9 protein-coding genes are annotated in these 12,163 nt (G+C 62.6%); 2 read left to right on the forward strand and 7 right to left on the reverse strand.

Annotated elements, in window-relative coordinates:
- The first annotated feature begins 80 nt into the window (after positions 1–80).
- Positions 81–2,513: a TonB-dependent receptor gene (locus OVA07_RS17990; RefSeq protein WP_268173062.1), complete on the forward strand. Its 2,433-nt coding sequence runs from the start codon at positions 81–83 to the stop codon at positions 2,511–2,513.
- A gap of 64 nt (positions 2,514–2,577) precedes the next feature.
- Here OVA07_RS17990 and OVA07_RS17995 read toward each other — a convergent pair whose 3' ends face one another.
- The 3 genes from OVA07_RS17995 to OVA07_RS18005 all read right to left on the reverse strand — a co-directional run bounded on the left by OVA07_RS17995 (position 2,578) and on the right by OVA07_RS18005 (position 7,551).
- Entirely contained in the window at positions 2,578–3,741 is a 1,164-nt protein-coding gene (locus tag OVA07_RS17995) for an LLM class flavin-dependent oxidoreductase (protein ID WP_268173063.1), read from the reverse strand.
- Between the two features lie 168 nt (positions 3,742–3,909).
- Positions 3,910–6,714: a DUF3857 domain-containing protein gene (locus tag OVA07_RS18000; protein ID WP_268173064.1), complete on the reverse strand. Its 2,805-nt coding sequence runs from the start codon at positions 6,712–6,714 to the stop codon at positions 3,910–3,912.
- Between the two features lie 93 nt (positions 6,715–6,807).
- Entirely contained in the window at positions 6,808–7,551 is a 744-nt protein-coding gene (locus OVA07_RS18005) for a 3'(2'),5'-bisphosphate nucleotidase CysQ (RefSeq protein ID WP_268173065.1), read from the reverse strand.
- Positions 7,552–7,761: 210 nt separating this feature from the next.
- Between OVA07_RS18005 and OVA07_RS18010 the strand changes: the two genes are divergently transcribed.
- Complete coding sequence (locus OVA07_RS18010; RefSeq protein WP_268173066.1) at positions 7,762–8,673, forward strand: SDR family NAD(P)-dependent oxidoreductase; 912 nt, start codon at positions 7,762–7,764, stop codon at positions 8,671–8,673.
- A gap of 11 nt (positions 8,674–8,684) precedes the next feature.
- Here the strand turns inward: OVA07_RS18010 and OVA07_RS18015 are convergent, their stop codons facing one another.
- From OVA07_RS18015 to OVA07_RS18030, 4 genes are all read right to left on the reverse strand, one after another.
- Positions 8,685–10,340 carry a choline dehydrogenase gene (locus tag OVA07_RS18015; RefSeq protein ID WP_268173067.1) on the reverse strand — a complete coding sequence of 552 codons (1,656 nt, stop codon included), beginning with the start codon at positions 10,338–10,340 and terminating at the stop codon, positions 8,685–8,687.
- A gap of 72 nt (positions 10,341–10,412) precedes the next feature.
- Positions 10,413–10,742, reverse strand: a complete 330-nt coding sequence (locus OVA07_RS18020; protein WP_268173068.1) for a type II toxin-antitoxin system RelE/ParE family toxin — start codon at positions 10,740–10,742, stop codon at positions 10,413–10,415.
- The gene (locus OVA07_RS18025) at positions 10,739–11,026 is read right to left on the reverse strand and encodes a type II toxin-antitoxin system Phd/YefM family antitoxin (protein WP_268173069.1); all 288 of its coding nucleotides are present in this window, start codon (positions 11,024–11,026) and stop codon (positions 10,739–10,741) included. Before OVA07_RS18025 ends, OVA07_RS18020 begins: the two co-directional genes overlap by 4 nt.
- Before the next feature lie 74 nt (positions 11,027–11,100).
- Positions 11,101–12,159, reverse strand: coding sequence for a tyrosine-protein phosphatase (locus tag OVA07_RS18030; protein ID WP_268173070.1), 1,059 nt, complete (start codon positions 12,157–12,159; stop codon positions 11,101–11,103).
- Positions 12,160–12,163 lie beyond the last annotated feature (4 nt).

A 12,163-nucleotide genomic window follows, 5' to 3' on the forward strand; every position in this document is an offset into this window, starting at 1 on the left:
GCAGATGCGTTTTGCCGCCCGCACGGCGTCACGGTGCAAACGCCGGTCTGCCGAATAACAATAACAACGACGGAGGGAGAATGATGATGAAAGCACGGTATATCCGCACAAGGCTTTTGCACGGTTCAATGCTGGCAGCAGGGGCCTTTGCCCTGACAAGCGCCGCCCACGCAGAGGAACAGGCGCCCGAACCGCAGGCCGCAACCACCGGCAATCAGGCATCCGTGCAGGAAATCATCGTCACGGCGCAGCGCCGCGAAGAAAGCCTGCAAAAGGTGCCCGTCGCCGTCACCGCCATCGGCACCGAACAGCTTGCCGCCCTGCGCGTCACCAGCGTCCGCAACCTTGCCGGGCTGGCCCCCAGCCTGCAATTCAACGCGCAAGGCCAGCAATCGAACCCGACCATCATCATTCGCGGCGTCGCATCTGGCGCATCCAGCAATTCGGTCGATCCCAAGGTCGGTATCTATATCGATGGCGTCTATATCGGGCGCGCGGTTGGCTCACTGCTGGATTTCAGCGATATCCAGCGCGTCGAAGTGCTGCGCGGGCCGCAGGGCACGCTGTTCGGGCGCAATGCCACATCAGGCGCGATCAGCATCGTCACCGCCGCACCCAAGGGCGAATGGGGCGTGCGCGCGACCGGCTCCTACGGCAATTACGATGCGTGGCGCGGCAAGGTTTCGCTCGATCTGCCGCAGATCGGCCCGTTCTCTGTCCGCCTGTCCTATCTGCATGACCAGATCGATGGCGATGTGACCAACACGATGGCGGGCAAGGGCCTGAACATCGCCCTGCGTGCGCCCGAATTCGGCACGCAGCGCTTTGTGAAGAAGCTGGGCTACCGCAATGTCGATGGCGGGCAGGTTGCCGTGCGCGGTGAATTTGGCGCGCTGACCGCCGATTATCGCTTCGACTATACCGACACCCGCGCATCGGGCCGCGCGATGCAAAGCCTTGGCGTGATCCCCGATGCATCGGGCCAGTTGCTCGCCCCCATCGTGGCGCTGCAACCCTTGTTTGGCGGCACCACCAACGAAGGGCTGAACGGCCCGCTTTCCTCGGTCGCTGCGGCCACCAGCGAAGAACACACCGTCACCCAAGGCCACAGCCTCACGCTGACGCTGGACGCCAGCGACACCTTCACCGTTAAATCGATCACCGCCTATCGCAAGTTCCGCCAGGATCCGGTGATATTCGATCTGGGGTCAGCAGGCGGAATGCGCTTTACCTTTGGCCAGTTGGGCGCGCTGATTACGCCGGGGCTGACGCCGCAGCAGATTCAGGCTGCGCTGTTCAATCCGGCCAATGTGCCGGGGGCCAACGACTATTTCTTCCCCCTGCTGTCCGCCCGCGCCACCCGGCAAAAGCAGTTCAGTCAGGAACTGCAGTTCCAGCTCAGCAACGATGCCTACCAGTTGACCGCTGGCCTGTTCTACTTCCACGAAAACTCGCCCGGTACCGAAGTGCTCGGCATCCTGTCGCCCACGCCTTCGGCCACCATCGTGCCCAGCCCGCTGGATGCGGTGTTCGGCAGCGGCATTACCCGCACCGTGGGGGTCAACGATTCCATGGCAGGCTATGCCCAGTTGACCGTCCACCTGTCTGACAGCTTTGATATCACCGGCGGCCTGCGCGGCACGATTGACGACCGCGAACTGCAGATTGCCGCCATTTCCGGCGCGCAGGGCGGCTCGCTTGGCGTGGGCACCTACAAGCAGACCTACAAGAAGCTGACCTATACCGGCATCGCCACATGGCGGCCCAACGATCAGAGCACGATCTTCGCCAAGATCGCCACCGGCTATGTCTCCGGCGGCATTCTCAGCGGCATCCCCTATCGGCCAGAAAACCTGACCAGTTACGAAGTAGGTGCCAAGACCCAGTTCCTCGACAATCGCGTGCGGCTGAACGTTTCTGCCTATTACAACGATTACAAGGATCTGCAGACGCAGAACTTCATCAATGGCCGCCAGTTCTTCGACAACGCGGGCAAAGCCAAGATCAAGGGCTTCGAAGCGGAACTCGACGTTGTGCCAGCTTCGGGCCTGAATCTGTCGGCCAGCGTCGGCTATACCGATTTCGACTACGACACTTTCGTCCTCAACGGTCAGGACGTCGCCGCCTTTGCCCGGCCCACCTACTTTTCCAACTGGACCGGGCGCGCCGCGGCCACCTACAATTCGCCCGACCTCACCAATCAGGGCGGGCATGTTACCGCGCTGCTCGAAGCACGCTATCGCAGCGCCTATTTCCTCACCTCAACCCCGTTGCGCAATCTGGCGGGACAAGACGTGCTGGAAGACCGCAACCGCCAGCCCGCCTATTGGCTGGTCAACGGCAGGATCGGCCTTGCCGACATGCCACTTGGCGGCTCCCGCCTGTCCATCGCCGCCTTCGGAGACAACCTGTTCGACAAACGCTACATCAGCTTTGGCGCACCGGTTCTGCTGTTCACCGGCAGCTATGAACGCGGCCGCACTTATGGCATCGAAGCCAGCTTCTCATTCTGACGCCAAAAAGAAAGGGTGCCAATACGGCACCCTTTCGCGGCTCCGGCTTTGGGGCTGACCGGCCCTATTCAGCCGCTTCCGTCTCCTGCGCCTGTGCTGCCTCGATAGCCCGGAAATGCGGGATCACCTTTTCACCGATATTGCGGATCGTCTCCATGATGACATCGTGCGGAATGCCGCCCATCTGGAAGATGAACAGGATCTCGTCCGCGCCTGCATCCTTCAGCCGCTGGACATAACGGATGCAATCGTCCGGGGTGCCATAGGCGTCCTGCGCCACGGTATAGTTCGAAAGGTGTTCGTCCCCCACCGGGATCGCCTCTTCCGAAAGATAGGCGATGGTGGCCTGCTTGCCGCTTTCCAGCACTTTGGCGTGATCCTCGGCGGTCAGGTTGTCATCCACCGTCGGTTTCGGCCCGCCCTGATACCAGTAGGCGATGCTTTCGGCAAAGAAGCGCTGCCCGCGCAGGCCAATACGTCGTGCTTCATCGCGGTCTTTCAGCACGGTGGCGGCGCACAATGCGGCAAGGTGTTCGGTCGGGCGGAAACCCACTTGATCGGCTGCCTTGCGATTGCGAAATGCTTCGCGATAGACCGCGTTCTTCTTGGCAATCTCGTCCGGGCCGGAAAAGCCCAGCACCAGCGCGCCGATGCCCCGCGCGCCTGCTGCCAGCAGCGTATTTTCGCGCGTGCAGGCCATATACATCGGCGGATGCGGGTCTTGCCACGGCTTGGGATGGATCGGGCGCTTGGGGATCTTGATGAACTGGCCGTCGTGTTCGATTTCGTCCTGCACCATGATCCTGGGGATCAGATACATCGCCTCGTCGATCATCGGCTGCAATTCGTTCAGGTCATAACCAAACGTCCCCGCTTCCTGCTGGGTGCCGCCCTTGCCCACGCCAAAGTGCAGCCGCCCTTGCGACAGGATGTCCAGCGTGGCGATGCGTTCGGCCACTTTCACCGGATGGTTCATTGCAGGCGGCAGGCAGACCACGCCGTGGCCAATGTGGATGCGGCTGGTTGCGCCCGCAATGAACGCCAGCACCGTTTCGGGGGCCGACATGTGCGCATATTGCGTCAGCGCGGTATGTTCCACACACCAGATGCAGTCAAAGCCATGCGCTTCGGCATGTTTTGCCTGCTCGACGATCTGCAGGAATACCGCGCGTTCGTTTTCGCGGCTGGTGTCCACCATTTGCGCTTCATAGATGATCGAGAATTTCATGAGGCTCTCCGGGCGGCCGCCCTGTTGCCGGGCGTGCGCTTGTTCCGCTGCCCAAGCTACGCCCCGCACCGCCCTTGCGCATAACCCGATCGGGCTACCCGTGGCGCGAAACCCAATGGCCCCGCCCTGCCCCCGGTTTCGGTTCTCCTGTCTCCAGTTGTCCCGGCGTCAGTTCTTCAGGCCATAACGGGCATAATCGCCCACCAGCCCCGGCCACACCTTGCGGAAATAGGCGAGGTCTTCTTTTCCCTGCGGCTGGCCCAGCGCATTGGCGGCAAAGGCACGCAGATATTGCGTCGCCCCCTGTTGCGGGGCCAGTTTCAACGCGGCTTCGGCATCGGCCAGCGCCATGTCGATCTTGCCGGATGCCAGCCATGCCAGCGCGCGGCTATCCAGCACTTGCGCGGCATTGGCGGCACGTTCCACCGCCTGGTTGCACACATCCATCATGCCATCGGTGCCGGTGCGGAATCGCGCGCGATACCAGCACGATGCATTGAGCAGGCTGGTATCGCCGGGCTTTTCATCGATCAGCGCGTCGATTTCGGCCAGCCCTTCGTCGGCGCGCCCTGCCAGAGCCAGCACATCGGCGCGCACCTGCACCATGGCGGCATGTTCATCGCCCATGTCGTCATATTCGGTCAGCAGCTTCAGCGCTTCGTCGGTCTTTCCGGCAATGCCCAGCGCATCGGCCAGCACGACTGCGGTCGATGGCGATGGCGACAGTTCCAGCGCGGTGCGGAAATCATCCACCGCCGCCTGCGTCTGCCCCAATGCGCGGTGGTAACGCCCGCGCTGAATGTGGTTATCGGCATCGGGGGCATAGGCGATCACTTTGTCCATGTCGGCAATCGCAAAGGCGAAATCCATGACACTGGCACGGAACGACGCCCGCGAAAGATATCCTGCCGCCTCTTTGGGATCGCGCGCGATGGCCTTGGCATAGGCCGCTTCCAGCGCTGCAATGCGCGCCTTCATCTGCGGCTTGCCATAACTCCATGCCCGCGCCGCATCGGCAGGGGCCATGATGAATGGCATGGTGTTTTTCGCGCGCAGCGCCTTGGCCCGTTCCACCGGAATTTCCGCCGCAGGCAATTCGCCGCCCAGCGATTTTATCTCCTCGCTCAACGTCAGCGTATCGCCATTCAGCGCGCCGGTGCGGTGCAGCGTGTTGCCGGCAAAGGTCGCATCGTAATCCGCCCTGCCCCCCATGCGGTATCCCGGTTCGTTTTCAGGCAGCAGCACTTCAATTTTCGCAGTGGTCCAACCCGCCCCGCCCAGATCGACCGGAATGCCCTTCCACGCGGTCTTGGTGCGATCATGGTCAAACGCGATATCATCGCCCGGCATGGCCGAAAGGTTCATGCGCAATGCGCCGTCCTTGGTCCAGAACTGGCCATCCACAATCCCGCTGACCGAAACGTCTGCAATGGCGCCATCGGCATCGAACGCCATCTTCCCGTCGGTCACCAATGCCAGATCGCTGGTCACTTCACGGAACACCGTGGCGGCAAACCCGTCCACCATCTTGCGCATCTGTTCTGGGCTGGCCTGACGGATGGCCGCCCCCATGTTGCTCCCCAGATATCCGCCGAACCGCGTCTTCACCGTAAACAGCGCGGGCATGTCCACCCCGCCGCGCTGGTCGATCACCATGTCCACGGTTATCGTCGGCGCTTCGGGCACACGCGGGGTCATGGCCATCAGGGCGCTGCCTTCGGCGCGGATCGGCAGGGCATGGCGGAACGGCGGCACATCGGCAATATTGGCCGCGCGGGTGCCTGTGGCCGTGCCGTCCAGCCAATATTCCTTGCCCGCAATCTCTGCCCGCACGATCACATGGTCGAACGCAGCAGGCATGGGCAGCGAATCTGCCACCGCGTCACCTGCATTGGCGCTCACCGCCACGACTTCGGCCTTGATCCCCAGTGCTTCCAGCAGCGACAGCAGCAGCAACGACTTGGCCTTGCAATCGCCATAGCGCTGCGCCCACGTCTCTGCCGGGGCTTGCGGCACATAGTTGCCGCCCGCCATGCCGTTCATCAGATAACTGATCTGGTCCTGCACCAGCCGCGTCGCCAATGTGGCACGGGTCAAAGGATCGGGGCTGACCTTGGCGATCCGGTCCACTTCGGCGGCCAGCGGACTGCCCGGCGCAATGGTTCCCTTGGTGGCGTAAAGCGGCGCAAACACGCGCGACACTTCTTCCCATCCGGCAAAATCGGTCGCCTCGATCGCGGGGTTGCGTTTGAACCGGCCCGGTGCCGATGCCGGCATGTCTTCGCGTTTGGGCAGCGGCACCGCCACGCTCACCTGACGCCAGCCATCGCGCACGGTTTCGGTGGCACTGCCATCCGCGCCCGGTCCCACCTGCCATTTCACCGGCGCGCCGTCACGCCACGAAACCACGGTGCGCGCCTGCCCGGCTTCGGCAGGCAGGGCCAGCAGCGGGGTATCCAACTGCACTTTGCCCTGCAACGCCTGATCGCGCAGGGTCTGGCTATAGGCGATGCGCAGCACATCGCCCACCTGCAACCCCGGAATCGCCAGCGTGGCGGTAAGCTGGCCGTTCAACTGCCGCCGTTCCAGCCCGGCTTCGCGGCGCAGCACCTGAAACTTCGCGCCGCCTTTCAACACGTCGATCACCGCCTTGCCCCGCAGGATTTCCACGCGGTGCACGGTCAGGTCACCCTTGTCGGGCAACCAGCTTGCCGTGCTGGTTCCGCCCTGAGTCAGCGCTTCGGGGCTATCCAGTTTATAAGCCTGGTCGACATGAATGGTCAGCGTCTGCCCGTCGATCCGCTCCTGAATGTCCAGCAGGGCCAGCGCGGTGGGTTTGGCAGTGTCGATGCGGGCATTGTCGGTCACCTCCACCCATGCAGGCGGCGGGCCATACAACACGTTGTCCCCCGCCAGAACAGGCGCGGTGGTCGTCAGCAGAACTGGCAGAAAAAGCCCGGATTTCAATCGCACGCAAAGCCCCCATGGTGCAGCGCAACCATGGTGCCCGCTATTGGGCGACGGCGCAATCGGACAATTCAGTCCATCTTGGTCAGTCCACCTTGGTCAATCCAGGGCGGCGATCAGGTCCAGCACCTGTTCTGCATGTTCCTTCCGGCAGATCAGCAGGTCGGGCATGTATGTTTCGGCCTGATTATAAACCAGCGCGCTGCCATCGATCCGCGAACAGTGCAGGCCATGGGCCAGCGCCACAGCCACCGGCGCGCAGGAATCCCATTCAAACTGGCCGCCGGAATGCAGATAGATATCGGCATCGCCCAGAATCACCGCCATGGCCTTGGCACCTGCGCTGCCCATCGGCACCAGTTCGGCGCCCAGCTTTTGTGCCACGGCAACCGCCTCCCTGGCCGGGCGCGTGCGGCTGACCACCATGCGCAACACCGGCGGCGCGGGCGGCACGGTCACCGGCCGGTCGGTGCGCAGCACGATCCCCGCCCCGTCATTGGCACCGGGCAGCGCCACCGCGCCAACACTGGCCACGCCATCTACCGCAAGTCCCACATGCACCGCCCAGTCGGCCCGCGCCTCACCATATTCGCGAGTGCCGTCCACCGGATCGACAATCCACGTCCGGGCAAAGGCCAGCCGGTCAAGATTGTCCTTTTCCTCTTCGGACAGCAGGCCATCATCGGGCCGCTGTTCGCGCAGGGCGTGGACCAGAAACTGGTTGGCGGTGGCATCGCCCGCCTTGCCCAGTGCCTTGTCGGACAACATGCCGCTGTCGCGGACGGTCAGCAGCAGTTGGCCAGCGGTTTGTGCAAGGTGGGCGGCGAGTTCGGCATCGTTCATCAGGCTCCTTTCCCCGAAGTGCGCGATGCATTCAACAGACATTCGCATCAGGTGCGCGCTGCAACGCTTTGGAACGCATTTTGCGACGCTTGCGGTGCTTTGTGTCGGTTTAGGTGTCGTTCAGGACATGCTGCGAAACGCTTGCTCCGGCGCCTTGAATTTCGTAAGCAACACTAACAATATTTATCGTTATGGGCAGAGGAGCCAGCCATGCAGAGCTTTGAAAACGCAATCGCATTTATCACCGGCGGCGCATCTGGCGCAGGGTTTGGACAGGCGCAGGTGTTTGGCCGCGCAGGTGCCCGCATCGTCGTGGCCGACATTCGCGCCGATGCCGTGGCCAAAGCCGTGGCAGACCTTCAGGCCGAAGGCATCACCGCCCATGGTATCGTGCTCGATATCATGGACCGCGCCGCCTATGCTCGCGCTGCGGACGAGGTGGAACAGGTGTTCGGCGCGGCGCCGACGCTGCTGTTCAACACCGCAGGCGTCAACAGCTTCGGCCCGGTCGAAGACACCAGTTATGACGATTTCGACTGGATCATCGGCGTCAATTTGGGCGGCGTTATCAATGGCATGGTTACATTTGTCCCGCGCATGATCGCCAGCGGAAAGCCCGGCCACATCGTCACCACATCATCGCTCGGCGGGCTGATGGGCAGTGCCCTTGCCGCACCGTATTCCGCCGCGAAAGCCGCCGTGGTCAACCTGATGGAATCGTACCAGCTGGGTCTGGCCAAGCACCAGATCGGCGTATCGGTCCTGTGCCCCGCCAACATCAAATCGAACATTGCCGAAGCCAGCAAACTGCGCCCAGCCCAGTTCGGGCAGAGCGGTTATGTGGAGAACGAAGACTCCATCGCATCGCTGCATTCCATCCACCAGCACGGCATGGACCCGGTGGAACTGGCCCAGCATGTGAAGGCGGGGATTGAAGCTAATGAGCTGTATATCATCCCTTATCCCGAAGCGAAGGACGGCCTGCGCCAGCACTTTGACCGCATCGTGGAATCCGTCCTCCCGCTGGAAGCCGACCCCGAAGGCGCCCGCGCCCGCACCGAAGCGCTGAACAACTGGGCGGCAGACCGCGCCAAGGTGTTCATGGAAAAGCAGGCGGGCTGACCGCCTGCCCATCACGCCACGGCGGCGTGTTCCTGCGGCAAAGGAGCACGCCCCCGGATTACGTCCGAAATCTTTTCGGCAATCATGATGGTCGGCGCGTTGGTATTGCCGCCGATCAGGCCGGGCATGACCGACGCATCGATCACCCGCAGGCCTTCAAGGCCGATGACCCGGCAGTCCTTGTCGACAACGGCCAGCGGATCAGCGGGCAGGCCCATCTTGCAGGTGCCGACCGGGTGATAGATGGTTTCGCCCCGCGCGCGAACCCATGCGTCGATTTCATCATCGCTCTGCACGTCAGTTCCCGGCCAGATTTCTTCGCCACGATAGGGGGTTAGCGCGGGCTGCGCGGCAACATTGCGGGCAATGCGAATGCCTTCGCGCACCACGCGCCGGTCTTCTTCGGCGGCATAGAAATTGGTCAGGATCGACGGATCGGCATAGGGATCCGCCGATGTCAGCCCCACCCTGCCCCGGCTTTCCGGGCGAAGCTGGCAGACGTGGATGGTAAAGCCATCCCGCTTTGACTGTACTTTGCCGTGTTCCTGCATGATCGCCAGCACGAAATGGACCTGCAGGTCGGGCCGGTCCAGATCGGGCCGGGATTTGAGGAAGGCCCCTGCTTCCAGCCCGTTCTGCCGCCCGGTCCCCCTGCCCGTCAGCAGATATTGCAGACCCACCTTCAACTGCCGCAAACCCCTGATTTCGTTATAGAGCGTGATCGGCTGGGTGCAGCCCCAGTTCAGCGTGACATCAAGATGATCCTGAAGATTGGCCCCAACACCGGGCAGCGCATGAACCGGCGCAATGCCATGGGCGCGCAACTGTTCAGGATCGCCAATGCCGGAAAGTTGCAGGATCTGGGGCGATTGCAGCGCGCCCGCACAGACCAGCACTTCGCGCGTGGCACGGACGGCGCGTACCGGCTTGCCCCGGCCAAGGCTGTATTCCACCCCGGTCGCCCGGCCATTTTCCACCACCACCCGATGCACCCGCGCGCTGGTAATTATGGTAAGGTTGTCGCGGGTTCCGGCGATCGGCGCGATATAACCGCGCGCCGCGCTCCACCGCTGGCCGTCGTTGATGGTCAACTGGTAGCGTCCGAAGCCTTCCTGATCGAAACCATTGAAATCAGGCGTGACTTTGTGCCCGGCCTGCCGTCCCGCTTCAATCACGCCGCGATAAAGCGGATGGTCGGATTTTTCGCCCCAATTGACTTTCAGCGGGCCGCCCGCGCCGTGGTGTTCGCTTGCCCCATCGCAATTGTCCTCGGCCCGGCGGAAATAGGGCAGGACATCGGCGTGGGACCAGCCTTCCAGCCCCATCTGCCGCCACTGGTCATAATCGCGCGCATGGCCCCGGACATAGACCATGCCGTTGATCGCGGACGATCCGCCCAGCCCCCGCCCGCGCGGATGCCACATGCGGCGGTTGTTCATATGCGGCTCCGGTTCGCTCCAGAACCCCCAGTTGTGCTTGCTTTTCTGTTTGATAAGCGTGCCCACGCCCGCCGGCATCCGCACTAGCAGCGACGTGTTTGGCCCGCCCGCTTCCAGCAGAAGAACAGAAGTCTGCGGATCTTCGGAAAGCCGCGCGGCCATGACCGCACCGGCACTGCCGCCACCGATCACGATATAGTCGAATGCGTCCGCCGTTTGCCCTGCCATGCCCATCCCCTGCGCCTATCTGCGCTTATTGACACAGGGGTAATTAACTGGTCGGTTAAATGCAAGCGGACTTCAGCGCGAAAGCAGGCGGCGTTGCAGCACATGGGCAAAGTCGCGGCGGCTGTCGGCCACCAGCGCGACGGTGACGGCATTGTCGTCCAGCCTGTAGATCACACGATAGGGCGGATGCGAAACCTGCCGCCACTTGCGTTCGCCCAGCGCTTCCAGTTCTGGCGGGACCGGGCCACGTTCAGGGTATTCGGCAAGGCTGGCGATGGTAGCCAACAGACCGCCCAACAGGGCCTCTGCCCCGTCTGGCCCTTCATTCCCGCGCTGGGCCAGACGAGTCCGATATAGCAGCGCAAGATCGTCTTCGGCCTCGTCTTCGATGAAGACTTTCATCCGTCCGTCCGGCTTCCAGCCGCCTTTGCGCGGATGCGGTCGGCCAACCCTTCAATCGGGCGAACCTTTCCCGCGTCGATGTTTTCCTGCGCCATGGCCAGCAGCTTCAACAGGGCCATGGTTTCCTGCATCTGGTAATAGCTGGCCGCGTCCTGCAGCACCGCCTTGGCTTCGCCGTTCTGGGTTATGATGAGTGGGGGCGCGCCTTCGTTCAATTCACGGATCACCTCGGCGCTGTTGGCTTTCAGGTAACTGATCGGCTTGATGCGGCTTTCAAGACCCATGGGATGACTCCGGACTGAATATGGACCAAATATAGTCCATCACATCCGTCCTGTCATCCCTGCCCTGTGGAATGTCAGTCGAGGTAAAGCTGGCGCAGGCGGGCCACGTCAGCCGGGCCGACGCCCAGTTCCTTTTCCAGATAGGCGTTCACGCTGCCATAATCGCGGTCCACCGTTTCCAGAAACTGGGCAAGGTGCGAATTGCCCTTGGGCGTGAACAGCGGTTCCGCCGTCGGACCGCCGGGCTTTTTCATGGCGGCCACGTAATAGGGCACGATCGGGTTGCCCGGCCAGTCAGCAGGATCAAGTGGCGGCATTTCAAACTGCGGGCGGCGCAGCTGGGTGGACAGGTGATAGTCGGCAAGGATGGTTTTGCGGTCCACGCCCAGCGCCGACAGGATCAGTCCGGTGGTGATACCGGTGCGGTCCTGCCCGGCAGAGCAGTGATACATCACCGGCGCTTCGGCTTTCAGCAAGGACCGGAACACCGCCTTCAACTGCGGGGTCAGCAGCTTGTCCATGCCGGTATAGGCATATTCGCCATCGCCCTTTCCGTAATTGGCCATCAGGGGTTTGAGCGAATAGTCGTTCGACACGAACAGCGCACCGGTGCGGTCATCCAGCATGTCGGGCGCGATCATGCGTTCGTCGGTGGACCGCAGATCGACAATGGTGCCGATTTTCAGCGCCAACAGCGTGGCATAGTCAGCTTCGGTCAGCATTGGCATGGCGCCTGAACGGAAGATGCGGCCCCAGCCCACATGCTTGCCATCTGCCGCGGCATAGCCGCCGACATCGCGGAAGTTGGACCCCTGTTCCAGCGGCAGCACCCGTTCGGCCACGCGGAGCACCGACCCGTCGCCATGATCGCGCAGGATGAAATAGCGGCGATCTGCCGGCGCAGCAGAAACCACCACCCGGCCCGAACGGTCAGCCTTGGCCACGATGTCCGCCTTTTTCAGCGGGCTTTCGGGATTGGCAGATACGCCCACGGTGACCGCGTCGGCATCTTGCCATTCCACCGCAACATGGGCGGCATCGATACGGGTGACGACCGCGTTCTCGATTGCTGCGGCAGGGCTGGTCGCGGCAATGACGGCAAGCGAAGCGGCGAGCGCGAATATCTTGCGCATGGAA

This window comes from Novosphingobium sp. SL115 (genome assembly GCF_026672515.1).
Taxonomy (GTDB): Bacteria; Pseudomonadota; Alphaproteobacteria; order Sphingomonadales; family Sphingomonadaceae; genus Novosphingobium.